The sequence below is a fragment of the Hoylesella timonensis S9-PR14 genome, assembly GCF_000762405.1.
GTDB classification, from domain to species: Bacteria; Bacteroidota; Bacteroidia; order Bacteroidales; family Bacteroidaceae; genus Prevotella; species Prevotella timonensis_A.
Map to the genome: position 1 here is coordinate 37,602 of NZ_JRPQ01000278.1, position 21,030 is coordinate 58,631.

At 42.5% G+C, this 21,030-nt stretch carries 18 protein-coding genes; 6 read left to right on the forward strand and 12 right to left on the reverse strand.

Annotated elements, in window-relative coordinates; genetic code table 11:
• Positions 1–200: 200 nt before the first annotated feature.
• Entirely contained in the window at positions 201–1,769 is a 1,569-nt protein-coding gene (locus HMPREF9304_RS13265) for an LTA synthase family protein (RefSeq protein ID WP_309597608.1), read from the forward strand.
• Complete coding sequence (locus HMPREF9304_RS13270; protein WP_036929995.1) at positions 1,769–2,476, forward strand: phosphatase PAP2 family protein; 708 nt, start codon at positions 1,769–1,771, stop codon at positions 2,474–2,476. The genes HMPREF9304_RS13265 and HMPREF9304_RS13270 overlap by 1 nt, the downstream gene beginning before the upstream one ends.
• 30 nt (positions 2,477–2,506) lie before the next feature.
• Here the strand turns inward: HMPREF9304_RS13270 and aroB are convergent, their stop codons facing one another.
• Positions 2,507–3,559, reverse strand: a complete 1,053-nt coding sequence (aroB, locus tag HMPREF9304_RS13275) for a 3-dehydroquinate synthase (protein ID WP_036929997.1) — start codon at positions 3,557–3,559, stop codon at positions 2,507–2,509.
• Positions 3,560–4,296: 737 nt separating this feature from the next.
• Here aroB and HMPREF9304_RS13285 point away from each other — a divergent pair.
• The 4 genes from HMPREF9304_RS13285 to HMPREF9304_RS13300 all read left to right on the forward strand — a co-directional run bounded on the left by HMPREF9304_RS13285 (position 4,297) and on the right by HMPREF9304_RS13300 (position 8,948).
• The gene (locus tag HMPREF9304_RS13285) at positions 4,297–5,448 is read left to right on the forward strand and encodes a DNA polymerase III subunit (protein ID WP_036930002.1); all 1,152 of its coding nucleotides are present in this window, start codon (positions 4,297–4,299) and stop codon (positions 5,446–5,448) included.
• A gap of 81 nt (positions 5,449–5,529) precedes the next feature.
• Positions 5,530–6,747: a PSP1 domain-containing protein gene (locus tag HMPREF9304_RS13290; protein WP_036930003.1), complete on the forward strand. Its 1,218-nt coding sequence runs from the start codon at positions 5,530–5,532 to the stop codon at positions 6,745–6,747.
• 6 nt (positions 6,748–6,753) lie between these two features.
• Positions 6,754–7,209 carry a gliding motility lipoprotein GldH gene (locus tag HMPREF9304_RS13295; RefSeq protein ID WP_036930004.1) on the forward strand — a complete coding sequence of 152 codons (456 nt, stop codon included), beginning with the start codon at positions 6,754–6,756 and terminating at the stop codon, positions 7,207–7,209.
• 215 nt (positions 7,210–7,424) lie between these two features.
• A complete protein-coding gene (locus tag HMPREF9304_RS13300; RefSeq protein WP_374187988.1) occupies positions 7,425–8,948 on the forward strand; it encodes a Gfo/Idh/MocA family protein in 1,524 nt (507 codons plus the stop codon).
• Positions 8,949–9,019: 71 nt separating this feature from the next.
• On the opposite strand, the gene rodA is transcribed toward HMPREF9304_RS13300, so the two are convergent.
• The 11 genes from rodA to HMPREF9304_RS13355 all read right to left on the reverse strand — a co-directional run bounded on the left by rodA (position 9,020) and on the right by HMPREF9304_RS13355 (position 20,783).
• Positions 9,020–10,489 carry a rod shape-determining protein RodA gene (gene rodA, locus HMPREF9304_RS13305; protein WP_036930007.1) on the reverse strand — a complete coding sequence of 490 codons (1,470 nt, stop codon included), beginning with the start codon at positions 10,487–10,489 and terminating at the stop codon, positions 9,020–9,022.
• Entirely contained in the window at positions 10,470–12,320 is a 1,851-nt protein-coding gene (mrdA, locus tag HMPREF9304_RS13310; protein ID WP_036930010.1) for a penicillin-binding protein 2, read from the reverse strand. Before mrdA ends, rodA begins: the two co-directional genes overlap by 20 nt.
• A gap of 29 nt (positions 12,321–12,349) precedes the next feature.
• Positions 12,350–12,850 (reverse strand): rod shape-determining protein MreD, encoded by a 501-nt coding sequence (gene mreD, locus HMPREF9304_RS13315; RefSeq protein ID WP_036930012.1) that lies wholly within the window; start codon positions 12,848–12,850, stop codon positions 12,350–12,352.
• Between the two features lie 16 nt (positions 12,851–12,866).
• Positions 12,867–13,724: a rod shape-determining protein MreC gene (gene mreC, locus HMPREF9304_RS13320; RefSeq protein WP_036930014.1), complete on the reverse strand. Its 858-nt coding sequence runs from the start codon at positions 13,722–13,724 to the stop codon at positions 12,867–12,869.
• A 38-nt stretch (positions 13,725–13,762) separates the two neighbouring features.
• The gene (locus HMPREF9304_RS13325) at positions 13,763–14,785 is read right to left on the reverse strand and encodes a rod shape-determining protein (RefSeq protein ID WP_008125450.1); all 1,023 of its coding nucleotides are present in this window, start codon (positions 14,783–14,785) and stop codon (positions 13,763–13,765) included.
• 71 nt (positions 14,786–14,856) lie between these two features.
• Complete coding sequence (locus HMPREF9304_RS13330) at positions 14,857–15,450, reverse strand: IMP cyclohydrolase (protein ID WP_036930016.1); 594 nt, start codon at positions 15,448–15,450, stop codon at positions 14,857–14,859.
• A gap of 573 nt (positions 15,451–16,023) precedes the next feature.
• Positions 16,024–17,082 (reverse strand): relaxase/mobilization nuclease domain-containing protein, encoded by a 1,059-nt coding sequence (locus tag HMPREF9304_RS13335; RefSeq protein ID WP_036930018.1) that lies wholly within the window; start codon positions 17,080–17,082, stop codon positions 16,024–16,026.
• Positions 17,066–17,497, reverse strand: a complete 432-nt coding sequence (locus HMPREF9304_RS13340; RefSeq protein WP_036930020.1) for a plasmid mobilization protein — start codon at positions 17,495–17,497, stop codon at positions 17,066–17,068. Before HMPREF9304_RS13340 ends, HMPREF9304_RS13335 begins: the two co-directional genes overlap by 17 nt.
• Positions 17,498–17,855: 358 nt before the next feature.
• Positions 17,856–18,323, reverse strand: coding sequence for a DUF3408 domain-containing protein (locus tag HMPREF9304_RS13345; RefSeq protein WP_036930021.1), 468 nt, complete (start codon positions 18,321–18,323; stop codon positions 17,856–17,858).
• Positions 18,324–18,327: 4 nt separating this feature from the next.
• Positions 18,328–19,290, reverse strand: a complete 963-nt coding sequence (locus tag HMPREF9304_RS13350; RefSeq protein ID WP_036882773.1) for a toprim domain-containing protein — start codon at positions 19,288–19,290, stop codon at positions 18,328–18,330.
• Positions 19,291–19,508: 218 nt separating this feature from the next.
• Positions 19,509–20,783 (reverse strand): virulence-associated E family protein, encoded by a 1,275-nt coding sequence (locus HMPREF9304_RS13355; RefSeq protein WP_036882775.1) that lies wholly within the window; start codon positions 20,781–20,783, stop codon positions 19,509–19,511.
• Positions 20,784–21,030 lie beyond the last annotated feature (247 nt).

Consider the following 21,030-nt stretch of genomic DNA (forward strand, 5'->3'; position numbering starts at 1 on the left):
AGCCTTTCTTTCTACTATTTACAGGTGAAGGGTTATCAAGTTTGTATGCGGTTCTTTGGCACGGTTTACCCTTAGACTTATCTTTGGCGGGCTATATGACAGCAGTTCCTGGACTTCTGTTATTGCTTGGTTCTTTGCCCTTTCATTGCGTTCATACACCGTTTGTCAAACGAGTTGTTTCAAGCAGCTATCAATGTTGGATGGTATTAGCAGCAGTCTTAGTTTCGCTGTCGTTTGTGGCTAATATTGCTTTGTATCCTTATTGGCAATTCCCATTAGATGCGACACCCCTGTTTTATATTGCTTCTTCTCCCAAAGATGCCATCGCCAGTGTGAGCTATTGGCAATTGCTACTCGGATTGGTAGCAGTCATAGGGATTTCTTTTCTTATATACTCCCTGTTCAAAACCATAGGTCGTCGTTTCTCCACAACCCTATGTCAGCCTGTTTCTACCTTGCCTTGGCTGTTTCTTCTCGTTTTCGTAGCAGCCTTGTTTCTACCCATACGCGGCGGATGGTCAACGTCTACGATGAACACAGGTAAAGCTTATTTCTCGAATCATCAACGACTCAACCATGCCGCTGTTAATCCGTTATTCTCCTTTATGGAAAGTGTGACACATCAAGAAGATTTTTCTTCGATGTATCGCTTGATGGATGAGCAGCAAGCGCATCGATTGGTTTCGACGATGTTGTCCTCTAAAAGCGAGGCTGACTCAACAGTTTCCTCTTCTTTCCTAACCGTACAACGCCCCGATATCTATTTGATAGTGCTGGAAAGTTTCTCCGATACCTTGATGAGTGTTGCCAACGTCACTCCCGGACTCAATCATTTGAAAAAAGAAGGCGTATATTTCTCCAACTTTTACGCTAACAGTTTTCGTACAGATCGTGGTTTGTTGTCCATCTTATACGGCTATCCAGCACCAGCAACTGTAAGCTTAATGAAGTATCCCAAGAAGACTGCCGCCCTTACATCCATGCCACAACTCTTGAAACAGGCAGGTTGGGATTTGCAATATTATTATGGTGGCGATGCCGACTTTACCAATATGCGCTCGTTTCTCATCAATCAAGGCTTTTTGCAGATTGTTGAGGATGTTGATTTCCCTGTGAGTCAACGTATCAGTAAATGGGGAGTACCAGACCATTTGTTGTTTCAAAGGGTGAAAAAAGACCTTCGGCAAACAAAGACTTCCACACCTATTTTGCGTGTTATTCAAACCTCCAGTTCGCATGAACCTTTTGATGTGCCATTTTATAGACTTAATGACAAGGTGCTGAATGCCTTTGCTTATACAGATAGCTGTGTGACTGATTTTCTTAAATGCTTAAGGTCATCTCCACAATGGAACCGTTCTTTGGTAATTCTCTTGCCCGATCACTTGGGTGCTTGGCCATTAGACATTGATAATTTTTCTTTCGCGCGCTACCATATTCCTATGATATGGACTGGTGGGGCAGTGCGCCAGCCACAGAAGGTTGACACATTTGCATCGCAACAAGACTTGGCAGCCACTCTGTTAGGCTCCTTGGGCATAGCTCATGTGGCGTTGCCATTTAGTAAAGATATGTTTAATCCAGCAGCACCTCATTTTGCTTTCTTTATGATGAACGATGGGTTTGGACTCATGGATGCGCATCATGGGGTGACCTATGATTTTAAGCGACAACAAATCGTTCATGCTTTTGGAGACAAACAGCAACAATATGTGCAGGCAGGCAAAGCCTATACGCAAACAATTTTTAACGACATAGCAACAAGATAATGACAGACAGCTTACTTTTACTCATTCATACGTTGGTACACTGGGACACCTTGGCAACCATTTGGCTGAATGGAGGACATACAGACTATTGGGATAACTTTATGGAAATTTGCACTGGGCGGTTCGTATGGATTCCGTTTTACGCTTCTTTGGTGTACCTGATGTATAAAAAGTTTGGTTGGAAAGACGCTTCTGTATTCTTCATACTTGCTATTTTGCTGTTGGTTTTGAACGACCAAACCAGTTCTTCTGTTATTCGACAAGCTGTTTGCAGACTTCGTCCTGCTAACTTAGATAATCCTATCTCATCAGTGATACAGATAGTAGACGGATATCGAGGTGGAAAATATGGGTTCCCGTCGGCACATGCTGCCAACTCATGGGGGTTGGTGTTCCTGATGATTTACCTTTTCAGACAAAGAAGTTTGAGCGTGTTGATGATATTATGGGCTTTGCTACAATGCTATACTCGTTTGTATTTGGGCGTACACTATGTTGGCGACTTATTGGCAGGAGCCTTGTTAGGACTTCTCAATGCCACACTTGTTTGTTTTACGGTGTGGTGGTATGTACGCAATTTTGCTCAAAGGCATAGGGCGACATCCGTGTCTCAATACACCAAGTATATACCTATCGCAGTATGCGTGTTCTCTGTCGTCATCATGCTGATTTTAGCATCGTTTTATGACCCCAGTATTGGGCTTTAATCCCTCTTGTAAGGATAGCATCTGATGTGCTTAGCATCCCTCTCTTAGAAAATCCAAAGCTTCTTTGATTTCTTCAACCGTGGCTGTCTGGTCTGTCTTCACCTTTCCTATATTCTCAAGCAAAGTAAAGTTGATGGTGTCTCCTACATTTTTCTTGTCATGCTTCATCAGTTGGATAAGCGCATCATAGTCATGACAGGTGATAGGAAGTGTACCGTAGTTCTCGTGAATAAACTGGTTCAGCTGGTGCATCTTGTGGGTAGGAAACCCACTTTTAAGGGCACTCAAATACAATTCGCAAGTCAGTCCGTAGGCAACCGCATAACCATGTAGTACGGGGGTATGTTTCAAAGACCAAGACTCGAAAGCATGTCCAAAGGTATGACCTAAGTTGAGTGCTTTGCGTAAACCTTTCTCATGAAGGTCTTGTCTCACAATGTCCTCTTTTATTTTCACCGAATCTTCCACCATCTGTTGTAAAAGCTGGTAGTCAATGGGGTGCTCCAAATTGAACGAAAGTAATTGAGCAAACCTATTTTCATGGGCAAGTAATCCATGTTTCAGCATCTCTGCATAACCACTTCGCAGGTTCTCCAAATCCAGTGTCTGAAGAAAACAGGTGTTGAGAATCACAAAGTTTGCCTCGTTGAAAACACCAATTTCGTTTTTCAATCCATTAAAATTGAAACCGGTCTTACCGCCCACCGAAGCGTCTACCATTGCCAAAAGGGTAGTGGGGATGTTGATGAATGAGATGCCACGCTTAAAGGTAGAAGCGGCAAATCCACCAATGTCGGTGACCATTCCACCTCCCAAATTGATAAGACAAGAATGGCGAGTGGCATGGTTGTTTTGCAGTGCTGTCCAAATTTGTTCTACAGCGCCCAGGTCTTTGTGCGTATCGGTAGGGGCAATGGTAATGAGTTGTGCCTCCTTCAGTATTTCCAAATTTTGTATTCGCGTCCAACAATGTTCTCTTGTGGTGCTATCTGTGAGTACAAACAGATAGTCGGGTTGGCAGTCTGCAATAGCTTTGGTTAGGTCTGTTTGTAAATGATGAGAGATGATGATGTTTTGCTTCATGCTATATTTGCTTGATATACGCTTGGTGTGTCTGCAAAAATACGAAAAAATGTGGGCATCTCTCAATTCCTGTAAACATTTTCTCTGTTTTTTGTGATGCCATCTTTGGACTCTGTTTCTTATCCTCTTTTTTCCTTGTCTCTAAAAATATATCCCATTTCAGGAATGAAATAGATGAAAAAAAGTAATGATTTTTACAAAAGAAATAAATAAAAATCGTAAAATAAAATGACACTTTTTTGGTTCAAAAGTTTTGCACAAATAGAAAAAGTATTTGCCCTTCGTTCTGATTTCTTGATGTTTTGAGCATTACAAATAATGGGGAAAGTTAGGGTAAAAGTATAGTTTGAAGTGATTTTTTTGTTCAAAAACGAGTCTATTTGGGTAGAAACGTGCAAAATAATGACTGTTTTCACGAGATTAAGTCAATGGGTTAACCTGCCTATCTACATGACTTAACCGTGTAAGTGTAATGGAGTAAGCCGACAAACCCATGTAGATAAGCGCATTAGCGCATTTTCAAAATTCGGCTAAAATGCAGCCGAAGATGCGGAAGACGTAAAATATTGCAATTATAAAGAACCTTTTGTACGCTTTTTTACCATTTTTCCCATTGCAATTTGTCAAATATATTGATTCCTTGTAACAATTTTGCGTAATTTTTAGTAACTTTGCAAACAACGTAAATTGGCATGAAAGTGCTTTTTATGTAAGGCTTTTATCAACCATTGAGGACAGTGAAATTCAGCGAGGTGATTGGTCAGGAGGAGGCACAGGCTCGGCTTGTGCAGCTGGTACACGAAAATCGTGTACCACATGCGCTGATGCTCTGTGGTCCACAAGGATGCGGCAAGTTGGCTTTGGCTTTGGCTTTTGCCTCTTATGTCTTAGGAGAGCGAGACGCAAACGGACAGTCTATCCTTGCCTCAGAAAGTGCCATACACAATGCCGAGGCGATGTTGCGTAACTGGCAACACCCCGATTTGCATTTTACGTATCCAGTGATTCGTCCCACAGGTACATCTTCCGATCACAAAATGATTAGTGACGATTTTGGCAAAGAGTGGCGAACGTTGCTCAATGACACCGTCTATTTTAGCATTGACCAGTGGCTCGAGTGCATGAAGGCAACCACCCAACAGGCTCAAATATTTGAGGCAGAGAGTGACAACCTGACGCAGAAGTTAAGTTTGAAGTCCAGTCAAGGAGGGTATAAAGTTTGCTTAATATGGCTACCTGAACGAATGAATCAGGTTTGCGCCAACAAGTTGTTGAAATTGTTAGAAGAACCTCCCTCGCAAACTTTGTTCTTAATGGTATGCGAAGAGCCTGACCGACTGTTAGAAACCATTCTGAGTCGTGTGCAACGAATTGATATTCCACGCATCGACGACGTGGCTATTGAGCAAGCACTGATACAGCAACGAGGAATAGAAGCGAATAATGCGCATTATATTGCTCGTATCGCAAACGGCAGTTGGCTTAGGGCATTGCAGACGTTGAGCGCAGACAACGAGAACAAGCAGTTCTTGGACACCTTTAAGCTGTTGATGCGCTTGGCTTACATGCGCAATATCAGGAGCTTGAAGAAGTGGACAGATAGCGTGGCAGGATTTGGACGTGAAAAGCAACGGCGCATGCTGACCTATTTCAGTAGGATGATTCGTGAAAGTTTTATGTATAACTTTCAGCAACCTGAACTCGTTTATATGACGCAGGAAGAAGAAGATTTTACTAAAAACTTTGCTCGTTTTGTGAATGAAGCGAATGTGATTGAAATTGAAGAGCTATTGGCAACGGCACGTAGGGATATAGGACAAAATGCCAATGCTAAAATTGTTTTTTTTGATTTAGCCTTGCATTTAATAGTGCTATTGATGAGAAAATAAACATATAATAGAGATGATGCGCTCTCCGATGTTATTAACGGTAGGGATAAGTGCCAGACATCTCATGACAAAAAAGAAACAATGGATTACAAAAATATGAAATTCAAATTAGCCAACGGTTGTGACAGAGGACTCTGTCGTCGATCTTGTTGTCGTCAAGACAGACCGTTGAACACTTACGACTGGTTGGCTGATGTTCCAGGTAATAACCTAACGACAGATTTGGTAGAAGTACAATTCAAGAATACACGAAAGGGATATTACCATAATGTGAACGGACTGGACTTGAAAAAAGGCGATATCGTAGCAGTAGAAGCAAGTCCAGGGCATGACATAGGCGTGGTGACGTTGACAGGAAGTTTGGTGAAACTCCAAATTAAGAAAGCCAACCTGAAGTCTCCAGATGAGATACGACGGATTTATCGAATAGCGAAGCCTGTGGACATGCAAAAGTATGAAGAGGCGAAGGCACGTGAAGATGATACGATGATACAAAGTAGGAAGATTGCCAAAGACTTGGGGCTACAGATGAAAATTGGAGATGTAGAATACCAAGGCGATGGCAACAAAGCCATTTTCTATTATATTGCCGATGAACGTGTGGACTTTAGACAGCTCATTAAGGTGTTGGCGGATGCCTTTCATGTGCGTATTGAGATGAAGCAGATAGGTGCCCGACAGGAGGCAGGACGTATCGGCGGAACAGGTCCATGCGGACGTGAGCTGTGCTGTGCCACGTGGATGAAGAACTTTGTATCGGTAAGCACGAATGCTGCCCGTATACAGGACATTTCCTTAAATCCACAAAAATTGGCTGGGATGTGTGCCAAACTGAAGTGCTGTCTCAACTATGAAGCCGATAATTATGTGGAATCAAGCAGGAAAATCCCAAATAGAGAGATTATTCTGCAAACCGTTGATGGGGATTACTATTTCTTTAAGGCGGACATCTTGGCTGGGTTAGTCACCTATTCTACCGATAAAAACCTCGCTGCTAACTTAGAAACGATTACCACCCATCGTGCCAAGGAGATTATAGAGATGAACAAGCGGGGTGAAAAACCAGCACAGTTGCTTTCGGATGGTAGGCAAAAAGAGAAAGCACGTCCTGTCGATTTGTTGGCTGAAGCTGACATTAGTCGATTTGATCAAACAAAGAAACGGAAAAGAAGACGCCAACAAGGTTCTGAACAGGAGGCAACACGTGGGGCAAGTCAAAACAGAAATCGCCGAAAACCCATGGATAAAGAGGGTCGCCCAACAGAGAGAAGACGTTCGGAAGAGACGATGAATCAGTAGTGGAGCATGAAAAATGTAGGGATACTCGTTTGTTGCTGTTTGCTTCTTTTTGCTTGCAACGAAGGCAAGGTGTATGATCGATTTCAGCATACACCTCTTTCCGGGTGGGAGAAAAATGATACTTTGACCTTTGATGTGCCACCGATGCGCCAGTCGGGCAACTATCAAGCAAAGTTGGCCATGCGCATCAATAGTAGTTTTCCTTTCAAAAGTCTGACCCTGATAGTAGAGCAAACGGTGTTGCCCCATCGTAATAAATATGTAGACACTTTGGATTGTGAACTTATTGGCAACAACGGGATAGCACAGGGACGAGGTATTAGCTATTATCAATACGATTTTAATATTACTCAGTTAAAGTTGCATCAGGGTGATTCGCTCCACATCAAGGTAAGACACGATATGAAAAGGGAGATTCTACCAGGTATTAGCAATGTGGGTATCACCTTTATAAGAAAGTAAATTTGTAGAGAGGGCTCAGTCCACGCTTGTCAAGATATGTTTTCTTTATTGTGTGGAAGAGGGAGAAAAGGATATTAAACTGCTCACTGAAGATATTTTTTTTGAGTCGGCAAATGTCCATTTTCCCTTTTTTTATTTGTATCTTTGTAACGCCAAAAAAACTATCTAAATTATTATTAACCCATAAAAAAATGAAAAAGTTAAAGACATTATCTATGATGCTTACTGTAGCAGCATTTACGTTGCTGCCCAGTAAGGGAATGGCACAATTCAATTGGAAGTATAAAATCGAAGGTGGAAAGATTGTTACCGAAGTACCTCAGCGTGCAGCAGGACAACAGTCGGCTTTGTTATTAAAGACACCAAAACTGAAAACCGTACGCGTGGCTTTCGTTGGCTTGGGTATGCGTGGCCCCGGAGCTGTGGAGAGATGGACGCATATTCCTGGTATACAGGTCATGGCATTGTGCGATTATGAGAAGGAAAGGGCAGAAGACTGTCAAAAGTACTTGAGGAAAGCCTCGATGCCAGCTGCCGATATCTATAGTGGTGAAAAGGGATACGAGGAAATTTGCAAGCGCAAAGATATTGATTTAGTATATATTGCTACCGACTGGTTGCATCACTTCCCCGTGGCTAAGTGTGCCATGGAGAATGGGAAGCATGTGGCTATCGAGGTTCCTTCTGCGATGAACATGCACGAAATATGGCAGCTTATTGACATGTCAGAAAAGACTCGGTTGCATTGCGTGATGCTCGAAAACTGCTGTTATGATTTCTTTGAGCTTAATTCGTTGAACATGGCACAGAAAGGTTTGTTTGGTGAGGTGATCTATGCACAAGGAGCATACCGCCACGAGCTATCTCCTTTCTGGGATCACTATTGGAAAAAAGACCAAAACGATAAGTTAGGATGGCGATTGGACTATAATCAAAAATATCGTGGAGATGTTTATGCTACCCATGGACTTGGTCCAGTAGCACAAGTAATGAACATCCACAGAGGCGATAGAATGAAGACTTTGGTAGCCATGGACACAAAGTCGTTCAATGGAAAGAAACATGTTGAGCAGATGAGTGGAAAGCCTTGTGAGAAATTTGCCAATGGAGACCAAACCACAACGCTTATTAGAACGGAGCAAGGGAAAGTCATCGAGATACATCACAACGTCATGACTCCTCAACCATATAATAGAATGTATCAGCTCACAGGTACTGAAGGCTTTGCTAACAAATATCCTGTTGAGGGCTATGCACTATCTTCAAAGAACATGAAGCAAGGTGGCGTGTCTCCCTCTAACGATGATTTGTCGGGGCATGAGTACCTATCAAAGGAAGATATGAAGGCATTGGAAAAAGCTTACGCAAGTCCTTTGGTGACAAAATATGGCGATGAAGCGAAGGAAGTAGGCGGACATGGCGGTATGGATTTCATCATGGACTGTCGTTTGGTTTATTGTCTACAGAACGGATTGCCTATGGACATTGATGTTTATGACTTGGCAGAATGGTGCTGTTTGGCTGAATTGGGAGCGATATCCATGGAGAATGGTTGTCTTCCAGTAGAGGTACCCGACTTTACAAGAGGTGGTTGGAATACGATAAAGGGTTATTCTCATGCTTTTGCCTCTCCTGAAGAAGAGGCGGCAAATGATGCCCAAGCAAAAGCTTTTACAGCAAAACTGAAGGAAAAAGGTAAACGTTACTGGGAGAAAATAGATAAGAAAAAGAAAAAGTAACGTATCAAGAACGGGAGTTAAAAACAACGATAATTTGGGTTTGACTCCCGTTTTTCTTTTCTGTCGTATTGTTACGTATGGACGAGGTTGCGTGCAGCATCAATGCGCAGAAATATAAATAACAGGATGGTAAAGCCCCATAGCGATGACCCCCCATAGCTGAAGAACGGTAAGGGGATGCCAATAACGGGGGTAAGCCCAAGTACCATGCCCACATTTATAAAGACATGGAACAAAAAGATGCTGGCGACACAATAGCCATAGATACGCCCAAAGGCAAAAGGTTGTCGTTCTGCCATTTTCAAAAGTCGTAAGATTAAAGCCAAGAAAAGCAGTAATACACCTGCCGATCCAATAAACCCTTCCTCTTCACCTACCGTACAGAAAATAAAATCTGTGTCTTGTTCGGGAACAAACTTTAGTTTTGTTTGGGTTCCATTCAAGAAACCTTTGCCTTTCAGTCCACCAGCTCCAATGGCAATTTCGCTCTGATGTACGTTGTATCCCACCCCCGAAATATCCTTTTCTAAGCCCAACAGCACTGTTATACGTACTCTTTGGTGAGGCTTCATCACATTATTTAGGACATAATCGGCAGAGTAAAAGAAAGCCAATGAACCCAATGCAAACAATGCAATGTAGAGATAATTCTTATATTGGCTTGCTAACCAGCTGTAAAGTAGAAAGCCAATCAAAGCGAATGATACAACTAATTGAATCCAAACGATATCAAATGGCACCACAAACTTGGCAAACAACAGGGCGATGAGGGTGGTACCGAGTGAAATAAGCGTGAGGAGTTGACTCTGTTTCTTATCCTTACAGTAGAGGTAAACCATGGACGTAGAAAACAATTGTAAGAGCAAAATGACAATGAATTTACCCAAAGAGACAGGAAGTCCCCACAACTGTACGTCTTCATACTTGATGCCAACTACAAAATAAATAATCATAGCCACCCCAGTGAACAAAACACTGCCAGGCATTCCTTCTCTATAAAACATGAGAAAGAATGATAAATAAACCAAAGCAGAACCTGTTTCTTTCTGTGCTACGATGAAAAGCATGGGTAGAAGTACAATGCCTAACGCATAAGCAAAGTCTTTCCACTTATGAATATTAAAGCCATATCGTCCCATGTACTTACCAACAGCCAAGGCAGTAGCAAACTTTGCAAACTCTGCAGGCTGTAGACGCAAGGGACCAAGCACTAACCATGACCTTGAACCTTTTATCTCGTGGGGATTAAATATAGTTGCAAAAAGTAACAACAGCATGACGGCATAGATGATATATGCAAACATGTCATAGTATCTGTCATCTAACATGAGCAGGACAAATCCGAGAAAAATGGACGAAACAATCCAGATGATTTGCATTCCTGAACGCGTACTCAAACTGAAAATATCGGTATCACCATACGTGTAACTTGCTCCACAGACACTTAGCCAGCCAAAGATGAGCAGTGACATGTAGATAAGAATGGTCCACCAGTCTAATGAACGAAAGACGCCAGATGGTTTATCGGTTACTCTTGCCATATCCTATTCTTCGATTTTGAAATACCTTTGCTTTCGCCTCTGATGCTGGTGAAAGCTTTCCTTTGATGTATTGTTCCATCATGAGAGACCCAATAGGAACGCCATAATCAGCACCAAATCCTCCGTTCTCAACATAGACAGCAATGGCTATCTTTGGGTTGTCCATGGGAGCAAAGCCCATGAATACGGAGTGGTCGTGTCCACGGTTCTCTGCTGTACCCGTCTTTCCACAGACAATATAATCAGATCGGTTTGCTGACCTACATGTTCCTCGTTCTACAGCCGACCGCATTCCAGCCACAACGTAATTATAAGCCCGTTTGCTTGCTTTGGTATAATGCCTTCGAGTGTATAGCGTATCCATGGCATCGCCTTGTACTTTTCTCACAACATGAGGTACATAATAATATCCTCGGTTAGCGATGGTAGCTCCGAGATTGGCGATTTGCAATGGGGTAAGATTGACTTCGCCTTGCCCAATCGAAATACTAATCACCGTCAGTCCATTCCATGAGCCTTTGTAAGCATGATCATAAAACGCTGCATTGGGAATGAGACCACGCTTCTCTCCAGGGAGATCGATTCCTAACTTGTATCCAAAGCCCATGCTGACCATATAGTCGCGCCAGGTGTTCATGGCTGTTTGTACGTTTCTATATTTCTTGCGATTGCTCATCATATAATACAACCCCCAACAAAAAAAAGCATTACATGAGGTACTAATAGCTGGAATTAACGCTAAGGGTGAAGCATGACCGTGACAACCTACGTGAAGTCCACGGAAATAAAATCCTCGATGGCAGGCAAATGGGGTGGAAGGGGAGATGATTCCTTCTGAGAGAAACGTCAAAGCCTGTGTCGTCTTGAAGGTTGAACCGGGTGGATATTGTCCCATAATGCTACGGTTTAAGAGAGGTTTCCACACATTTCGCTGTAAAGCAAGATGATTCTTGCTGCGTTTCTTTCCCACTAACCAACGTGGATCGTAGGTAGGTGTAGATACCATGCACAGCACTTCACCCGTAGAAGGCTCGATGGCGACAATGCTACCAATCTTTCCTTCCAGCAATCGTTCACCGAGTGCTTGCAATTGTAAATCGATAGAAAGCGTTAAATTCTTTCCGGGTATAGGCTTTTTATCTAATGCTCCATGTTGATAACTGCCCTGCACGCGACCATGAACATCACGTAATAATATCTGAACCCCTTTCTGTCCTCTTAGCTGTTTCTCGTAAGAACGTTCAATACCTAATTTTCCAATATAGTCTCCTGCTTGGTAATAATCATCCTCTTCAATGTCGCTGGGTGATACTTCTGCCACATCTCCCAAGATATGTGCTGCGTATGGATATTGATATTGTCGAATGCTACGCTTCTGAACATAAAAACCTGGGAACCGATACATTTTCTCCTGAAAGATACTAAACTCTTTATCACTGAGCTGACTCATAAACAGTTGTTGCGTAAACCGTGAGTAACCTGGATTCTTGTTGCGATCTTTAATTTCCGTCATTCGTTGCTGGTAAAACTCTTTGGTAATACCCAAGGCTTCGCAAAATTCGAGAGTATCTATTCTACCTTTTTGCTCATTCATCACGACCATGATGTCGTAAGCTGGCTGATTATACACCATCAGTTTGCCATGACGGTCTGTAATGATTCCACGAGACGGATATTCTATTTTCTTAAGAAAAGCATTACTGTCAGCATTCTTTTTATAATCATCGCTCAACAGTTGCAAAGTAAACAAACGAATGGTATAGATGACCACAATAGTAATGGCCACCCCTGCAATAACATACCTGCGGTTTTCAAGATTATAATCCTTCATTCGTCAATTCGTGGGTCAACTTTGCATGTCTACCCTCGTCTAACATTCTCTATTGTCATGAGTAGAATCAGTGTTAAAACCGTACTACCACCGACACACTTGAGCCACTGAAGCCAGTTAAAGAAATTGAATGCTTCGAGTGAAAAGAAGATGAGACAATACAAGAACACTAATACAAGGGCATAGCCCCAAAAGGCAGATATGCCTAATGTGTGCATTGACGGCTGTAAGTCTTCCGCACTATCACGTGGCAAGAATAACATTAATACATAAGGTTGTATCAATCCGATAAATGTCATACTGGCAGAAGCCAGTCCGGGGGTGTTTGAAAAGATGTCAACACTTAGTCCTGCCAAGAATCCACAAACCAAAATGCCCCACTTTGGGAAGTTTCTTCTAAACAGCAACATACTGTACACATACAAAAGGGGTGTGGCAAAACCAAAGAGATGGATATGGTTAAATATCAGCACTTGTAATAACAGCAATATTACAAATATGGATATACCTTTCAATAAATCAACCCCCATCTCTTTACTCCTATCTTTATTTAGCTTCCAGTGAATCGCTGGCTGCCCGCATCAGTTCTATGCGCTCTTTCATAGCGGTGTTATCGACCACAGAAACATCGCGCAACGTACTGAAATTTGTTGATAACTTGACACTTAATCTATAAGAAACTCCATCTGCAGAGTTGTACACATGCAGAATCTTTCCCACCTTTATTCCGGGTGGAAAGATAGACGAATAACCACTGGTTACGATATTTTCGTTTAACTTGAACCGTGCGTGTCGTGGAATGTCATCCAGATAAGCAATGTCGGTAGCTCCACCTTGCCAAATCAAGTAGCCAAAATACTCTCTATTTTCTATTTTACAACTGATATTGGACTTTGTATTGAGCAATGGAATCACTACTGAATACTGTGGAGACACCAAATAGACAATGCCTACAACCCCTGTTCCGCAGACCACCCCCATGTCCTTTTTCACTCCATCTTTCGAACCTTTATTGATAGTCATGAGGTTATCAGGCCGAATAATAGAGTTGCTTACGACTTTGGCGGGAATCAACTTCATCTCTTGTACAGGTAGCAGTAAGCTATCTTTCACGTAAGATGAATCTTTTGTTACTGTTGTCAGTTTCTCGGATAAATCTGAAATCTTCTCTTCCAGCGCAATATTTCTTGCCGTGAGTTCTTCATTCACTTTGGTGAGTGAGAAGAAATGCTCTAACTGCGAACTCCAGTCATATATCCTACCAACAACGACATTCGCTGATGAAAACCACACACTACTTTGGTAATTATTGTAGCTGAAAAGCAGGGTAAGGCTAATTGCCTCAAGTAACACAAATACAAACCAATGGTGCTGACGTGCCAGAAACTCAATGAGATTCCGCATACTTACAGTTGATTATTAGTGTGAAAATACACCACTCCTTATCTCATCAAGAACGAGAAGCGATCTACGTTCTTCAATGCGATGCCAGCTCCTTTGGCAACACTGTGTAGAGGATCTTCTGCAATGTGGAATGGTATGTTGATTTTGTCTGTCAAACGTTTGTCGATACCACGGAGCAATGCACCACCACCACTGAGATAGATTCCATTCTGAACAATATCGGCATACAATTCAGGTGGAGTTGACTCTAATGCAGACAAGACAGCGTTTTCTATTTTAGCCACAGTCTTGTCCAAACAGTGTGCTATTTCTTGATAGCAAACAGGTACTTCCATAGGTAATGCGGTGATACGATTAGGACCGTGAACCACATAATCCTCTGGTGCCTCATCTCCTAAGTCAGTCAAAGCAGAACCCACATGAATCTTAATACGCTCTGCCATACGTTCGCTGACTTTCACATTATGCTGTCTGCTCATGTATTCCTGAATGTCGGCAGTAAGGTCGTCGCCCGCTGTGCGTATGGAGTTGTTGGATACGATACCTCCCAAAGAGATAACAGCTATCTCTGTACTGCCACCACCGATATCGACTATCATATTTCCCTCGGGTGCTTCTACATCTATACCGATACCAATGGCTGCTGCCATAGGCTCAAAAATCAAGTACACATCGCGCCCATCAGCATGCTCAGCAGAGTCGCGTACTGCACGAAGTTCTACCTCAGTACTTCCCGATGGTACTCCTATGACCATGCGCAGTGAGGTAGAGAACAAGCGTCTACCAGGCCTTACCATCTTGATAAGTCCACGCATCATCTGTTCGCAGGCTGTAAAGTCGGCAATCACACCATCACGCAGAGGGCGAATAGTACGAATATTGTCGTGCGTCTTCTCATACATCATTTTTGCTTCTTCGCCTACTGCTATCATTTTGTCAGTACGACGGTCGAGCGCAACGACGGAAGGTTCGTCAACAACTATTTTGTCATCACTGATAATAATAGTGTTGGCGGTTCCTAAGTCCATTGCAATTTCTTGGATAAAAGAAAAAAATCCCATTTCTAAATCAATATTTTATTGAGACCTAATGTTGGATTTCGCTTCGATTTGCGATATCCATATCTGTCATATTATTTGGTAAACCATGTATGTATGGCTGTGTCATAGTGGCTGCTCACCTTGAACGCATGCTCAGCAAACTTCTTTCTTTCCTCTAAAGTTGTCTGTGCTCCTTGCCTGTTCAGAATATCTTCCAGCATGCTATATTCTGCCTTGCTGGGTACAATGACAACATCTTTGAAGTTTTTTGCCCCTGCGCGAATGAGCGAGATGCCGCCAATATCAATCTTCTCAATGATGTCAGCTTCGGGTGCATTACTTGCTACTGTCTGCTCAAAGGGATAGAGGTCGACGATAACTAAGTCGATCGCAGGTATTTCATATTGTTTCATTTGCTGTTGATCACTGTCATTGTCTCGTCGAGCCAAGATACCTCCAAAGATTTTAGGATGTAATGTTTTCACTCGTCCGCCCAAAATAGAGGGGTATGAGGTGACGCTTTCTACCGTTTGGCATTCATATCCCAACGATTCTATAAAACTTTGTGTTCCACCAGTTGAAAGAAATTTCACGCCCTCTGCGTGCAGTTTTGATAACAGTGATTCAAGTCCGTCTTTATGATAGACTGAAATCAGTGCTGTCTTGATTTGTTTTGTTCCAGTCATACTTTAATGTATATTTGGTTACAAAGTTACGAAAAACCCTTGAATGCACCGCAATAAAGGATAGAAAAAACTTTTTTTCACAAACATTCTTGTTCAATTTTCCCGACCAATCAATACATCTATCTCTGCTAATGCTGCTCTATTTGCTTTTCGTAACTTTCAAATGCACACATTAACTCAATGGGTTAGGCTTTTTAGGTCATTAAGTTAATCCTGCTAAGTCAATGGGTTAATCTCGTTAAATCAATGAATTAAGGTCGTTAAGTCATTGGGTTAATGATACAAAGTCAATGGGTTAAGTCAGCTAAGTCACTGAATTAGTCTGTTAAGTCAATGGGTTAAGCAACGCAAGATAATTATAAAAATATATCTATCTGAAAATAAAGAAGTTACCTTGTTGGTATAACTAAACAGGTAACGATTTGGAAACGAGCGAGCTACTTGGCTTTGCTGTTTTCTGCCTAACAAAGAACGCTTGTTATTCTGTCTGCAAAGATAATACTTTGTTACCGAATAACAAGCGTTTATGCTAAGAAATTCTTTGTTTTGCGTTTTTTTGTAAACTCGTATGGCTTATAGTTTTCTCCCTCGTTTCTTTCTGTTCGCTTGGTATCTGAGCTTGCGCTGCCATGCTGCTTCGGCATAATCATCGCCCTGTGCGGATGGTGTAATCAAATCGCCTAACCCTTCCACAACTTCATCGGCTGCACTAACAATGGAGTCTGCCACTGTACTAATAGAATTCTGCACTTGTGGTGTGTCATTGTCTCGTGAGATAGAGGAACGGCTTTTGGGTACGAGTTGATAGCCTGTATCAGGCTGTTCGTTCTTTTCTATCGGTTCCTGTATCGTTTGGTGTGGTCTTTTTAATGCTTCTTTGTTAGTTGGTTCAAAGTTCTTCTTCAGGGAACGGTAGCCGAACTCCCTGCCTATTTCCGACGCCTTGAAAGATTGTCCTCCGTATGAGAACTTCAAGCCATAGACCTTTCCCTGCTTGTTCTTCATGCGCTCTATGGTTATTCCCTGCCTGTTCAGCTCATAGAGGAACATGGAGTGTCCCGTGATACCTGTGCCTTTGTACTTTTCAAGCAGAGCATAGCAAATCTTCTGAACCTGCTGCTTGGTCTGTTCTCTTGTTGGATTGGCTTTCGCTTTCTTATGCTTCCTTTCAGTCTTGACTTCCTTTGCAATGGTTAAGCCTTTCTCCCTGCTGATTTCCTCTGTTATTCTTGCAGCCTTGTTGCTTACAAAGGTGGTGTCATAGACTTCGCTGTATAGGCTGATGCGGTTGGCAATAATGTGGATATGCCTGTTGTCTGTATCCTTGTGCGTTACTGCCACCCACTGATGGTTGTCAAGTCCCATTTTCTTGGCAAACAGATGGGCTATTTGGGCAAGTTCAGAAACTGATAGTTTCTTCTCGTCCTGTGGTGCAATGCCGATTTCGATGCGCAGGTATTTGTTTCTGCATCTGGTATTGTAATCGCTGACCAACTTCATTTCCTCGTAAATAGCCTTTGATTCTCTGCTACAAAGGTTATGGAAGGCAAGCCGATTACCCAGCTTGCCCTCTCTGAAGATATAGTCCAATGCAGTACTTCCGTGCGCTATCGCCTTACACTTTCCTATCATATCTCGGCAGATTTAAGACCTTATATATATCGTCACCAATGCGGAAGTGAGGGTCGAAAAAACGCTTAAATGCTTCTTTGGCACATATGGAAAGGTTCTTGGTTATCGGCACCCATGACTCGTCCTTTATCCTGATGAGGTTGGAAACCTGTGCGTAGTACATTCCCGTTCGGTGGAGTACGGCAATGGCTTCCTTTTCATTGTCGGTCATCTTGGGAACGGCTACCACTTCACCATTCAAAAGAATCTCACGGCAGAACTCGGAGAACTTCCGCCCTGTGCTTTCTGCCTTTGCCTTGATGCGCTGCTTCTCCTCCAAAGTACACCTAACCTTGATGAACTCCGTCTTGTTCATCTGTTTTTCTTCATTGTCCTTCTGCTGCCATTGGGTAGCTTTTCTTCTGTATTTCTTCATATAAGTTTCTCTGAAAGTTAATCATTATAGATGATTCATTACTGCTTAATTTCTGAATGATGACCGATGAGAACGGAGTGATTACGGTCTAATCTCCCCGACTGTTTATCGAGGGGAGCAAGCGCAGTTTGTGGGTACAAACTGACGTCTTGCAATGTCAGTGAAAAAGCCGATAACGCCCGAAGCGTTTCTTTACTTGAAATCGAATGCACTGCATTCATTGTCTAACTACGTTCGTGGCATTCCCACCGTTCAATTATTGGGTCAAGAATATGGTATTCATTTTTCCGAGAAAGGGTTGAGGGTTTTGCACAAAAAGGTCATCACTTTTTTTGAAATCCTCACCTTTTTTTCGTGCTTACAGTTTCCTCCATTTCTCTATATCTTCTCCGTACTCATCTAAATGGCTGCGCACGAGGTTCTCCACGAAACTTGAAAGATTGCTGCCCCTGTCGCCCAATCTTCGCACGATAAGGTCTGCACGTTCCTGTGTTTCCTTGCTCAGATAGACAGCCTTCCTATTACTGAGTTTGGCAGGTAAAAGATAGGCTTGCTTGTAGGCTTCAAGCGTTTCCTTTCTCATTTTGACACTGATGCGTTTCTGAACGGGTGCATTCTCTGGCAGCCTTGCTTGTTCAGTTTCGTGTGAAAGCTCGGTACACCGTGATACCTCTGTGTTCTGTAATGGCTCGACATCCTCTGATGGCTTACCGCTCCGTGTCATCTTTGTGTGCTGCTGGCTACTTCTTCCGAGCAGTTCTTCTTCGTTACCACCTAAATAATATGAAAGGTCATACTCTACCTCTGTTGTTTTCTTCTTTTCCATTTTTCTATCTCATTTTATGTTTAACTTGTTTCATCTTAACAGACTTACCTTGCATCTGTCCTTGTCGTTTTAGTTTCTCACGTACCCTATGGACGTGATACTCGTTGAGGTCTTTGAAGTCCCTGTAATGCACGGACATATCCTCCACCTTAAAACCTGCCTTCACGAAATCTGCCGTAGCTCTGCGTCCTGCTTCATCATTGTCAAAGAATGTACGAATAGAAAACACCTGTTTTTCATTGAGGTAGCGGATGCTCCTCGCTACATTGCTTACGGAGTTCATCACAAGACAGTGGTTGGTAAATTCTTCTTTCATTGAAAGAAAGGATAGAAAGTCCATAAATCCCTCGAATATACAGACAGGATTAGCTCTGTCTGTAAATATCGGAGTAATGTCCTTTGGTGCTATTGTTCCCTTGAACATACCGTTATCTCGAAGCTCATAACCTCCAGATTGATTGGCGAAACCAATGGCTTGGTAATGGCGACCTCCTACCTCATAGCTGATACAACGCAGAAAGTGCATAGCCTTTTCTATGTTGATGCAGCGTTCTTCCGTGAGGTATTTCTGCAAGTGGGGTGGCAAGGTGTCTAATATACCTGTCAGTCTTCTTGCCCCACTTGCGAATGCCATAGGTTTGCTACTTCTTTTCATTGCCCTGTCTGTCTTTTGAGAACTGCAAGCAGTATAATCGGGAGCGTTTCGTCCCAATTGACGGATGGCTGCCAACAGCGTGCAGCCTTCTAACCGCACACAAAGGTCGATAATACTTCCGCCTTTGCCTTCAGCATAATCTATCCAAAGGTTCTTTTCTGTGTCCACCTTGAAACTTGGATGCGTATCTTCACGAAACGGTGAATGGTAAAGGGCATAGGCTGGTGTGCTGCGCACTGGTTTGATACCTTTCCTTTCAAGATACTCCACTATGGGGTATCGCTTAATGCGTGATAAATCTTCATCTTTCATTGTCATTATAATTATTGGTTGAACATTTATTCATTCTGATTTTTATATCGGATTATATTTTGATTATGCTGATAGCGCAAACTTCATTGATGCTTTTTTGCTTCCTAAAGCTTTTCCCCTAAAAACTTTTTTCACTTTCTTCTTACTACATACTTCTTTAATGTAAGTTATTAATAATCAACAATACTTTGCAGTAAACGATGATACTACACACTCTACTACATCAAACTACTACAGCTATTTACCAGTGGGCAGGGGTGGATTTTCCTAATCTTATAAACATAGACAGGACTACAACCCTCACGCCTCTTGCTTACCTTTTCAAAGCCAGCTCTTTTGAGTGCTTCGCCCATACGTTTGAGTGTCAAGGGTTGATGCGTATAAACACCTAAATAAGCGAGTATTTCGGTAGTGGTCATGTAAGCACAATGAGAATTGTCCTCCATTGGCTTCTCAAAACAGCACGACAAGAGTTCCATTTCTGCGGTCTGCACTTGGAAGTCCTCACTCTCCTTGTAGAGTTCAGCTATCTCGTCATCGTCAAACCAATAGCGAAAGCCTGCGTTTAACAAGGATTTAGCTTCGGTATAGACGGCATCCATAGAAATAGCTTTAGCTCGTTCTATGTCAATAGATAGCACCTCAAAGGGAAGAAATCGTCTGCTGCCTGTCGGGTCGGTCAAGAAATCATTGCCGTTTACCGATGCCACGAAGCTCGCCAAGTGCGGATGTTCCTCCACATACTTGTCATAGGGCATACGGTATTTGACCATCGGACAGGTAATAAGGTTCTTGAGTTCATTCTCATCACGCTTGTTGAGGGCTTTCAGTTGGTCGTCAATGTTCACGATAAGGTTCTGCCCTATATAAGTAAGTGTGTCCTTCTCCTGCGGATATATTTTTCCTGTGTAGCTGTAACCTTTAAGCGCAGGCGGACAAAGCAAATCAAGAAAGGTGGTCTTGAACTTTCCCTGCTCCCCTGTTAGTACAAGACAGGTATGGTTACGGCATTCACGGTCGTCCATAGCGTTGGCAACCACTGCAACAAGCCATTTGGTAAGGTACGGCAGCCACTTTTCGGAGTTACGGACGGTAACGCACGATGCAAGATTGGCGATGGCGCATTGGTTTATCTCTATCTTGTACAGCACTTCTGAAGCATCAACCTCTGGCAAAGCCTTGAAGTATTCCTGTATGGGATTGATACGGGGAGAAAAGCTGCTTTCGATGATGGAATAGAGATTATCAGCGGAAGTGATGATGCCTTCCTCGCTATCAAGTTCCCTGCGAAAGGTATTGATGTCATAACGGCTGACCTTGCTATACACATTGGCACACTTGGGAGAAAACTCTGTTCTGCCAAGTACAGTGTTGAATCTGAAGTCATAATGGGTGGAGAGGTAGCTTTCTATCTCCTTGTTTTTGGAAGTTTGCCTACTATGCTTCGGCTTATCTTCTGTGCGTATATTGCTATTGTCTGCGTACTTCTTCATAATCATCCTAAAATGGTTTCTGAAAGTGAAGTTAAGGAGGATAATTCTGATAGCCAAGCATTCTCGGTGTGCTTGCATAATGTTGCATAGACTTGCTATAAAATTCCTTGTAGGAAATCATCAAACATCTTAGTTTTTAGTGGATTAAATGGAGAAATCAAAGGATAAAAGGAAATGATACAAATACCAATAATTGATTGGCTTTGTAACAAACCACATTCAAATGCGGTATTCTGCACATTTGGGT

Coding starts and splice junctions, on each gene's coding strand:
- HMPREF9304_RS13265 (WP_309597608.1), top strand. CDS start 201: ATGGTATTAGCAGCAGTCTTAGTTTCGCTGTCGTTTGTGGCTAATATT.
- HMPREF9304_RS13270 (WP_036929995.1), top strand. CDS start 1,769: ATGACAGACAGCTTACTTTTACTCATTCATACGTTGGTACACTGGGAC.
- aroB (WP_036929997.1), bottom strand. CDS start 3,559: ATGAAGCAAAACATCATCATCTCTCATCATTTACAAACAGACCTAACC.
- HMPREF9304_RS13290 (WP_036930003.1), top strand. CDS start 5,530: ATGGATTACAAAAATATGAAATTCAAATTAGCCAACGGTTGTGACAGA.
- HMPREF9304_RS13295 (WP_036930004.1), top strand. CDS start 6,754: ATGAAAAATGTAGGGATACTCGTTTGTTGCTGTTTGCTTCTTTTTGCT.
- HMPREF9304_RS13300 (WP_374187988.1), top strand. CDS start 7,425: ATGATGCTTACTGTAGCAGCATTTACGTTGCTGCCCAGTAAGGGAATG.
- rodA (WP_036930007.1), bottom strand. CDS start 10,489: ATGGCAAGAGTAACCGATAAACCATCTGGCGTCTTTCGTTCATTAGAC.
- mrdA (WP_036930010.1), bottom strand. CDS start 12,320: ATGAAGGATTATAATCTTGAAAACCGCAGGTATGTTATTGCAGGGGTG.
- mreD (WP_036930012.1), bottom strand. CDS start 12,850: ATGGGGGTTGATTTATTGAAAGGTATATCCATATTTGTAATATTGCTG.
- mreC (WP_036930014.1), bottom strand. CDS start 13,724: ATGCGGAATCTCATTGAGTTTCTGGCACGTCAGCACCATTGGTTTGTA.
- HMPREF9304_RS13325 (WP_008125450.1), bottom strand. CDS start 14,785: ATGGGATTTTTTTCTTTTATCCAAGAAATTGCAATGGACTTAGGAACC.
- HMPREF9304_RS13330 (WP_036930016.1), bottom strand. CDS start 15,450: ATGACTGGAACAAAACAAATCAAGACAGCACTGATTTCAGTCTATCAT.
- HMPREF9304_RS13335 (WP_036930018.1), bottom strand. CDS start 17,082: ATGATAGGAAAGTGTAAGGCGATAGCGCACGGAAGTACTGCATTGGAC.
- HMPREF9304_RS13340 (WP_036930020.1), bottom strand. CDS start 17,497: ATGAAGAAATACAGAAGAAAAGCTACCCAATGGCAGCAGAAGGACAAT.
- HMPREF9304_RS13345 (WP_036930021.1), bottom strand. CDS start 18,323: ATGGAAAAGAAGAAAACAACAGAGGTAGAGTATGACCTTTCATATTAT.
- HMPREF9304_RS13350 (WP_036882773.1), bottom strand. CDS start 19,290: ATGAAAGATGAAGATTTATCACGCATTAAGCGATACCCCATAGTGGAG.
- HMPREF9304_RS13355 (WP_036882775.1), bottom strand. CDS start 20,783: ATGAAGAAGTACGCAGACAATAGCAATATACGCACAGAAGATAAGCCG.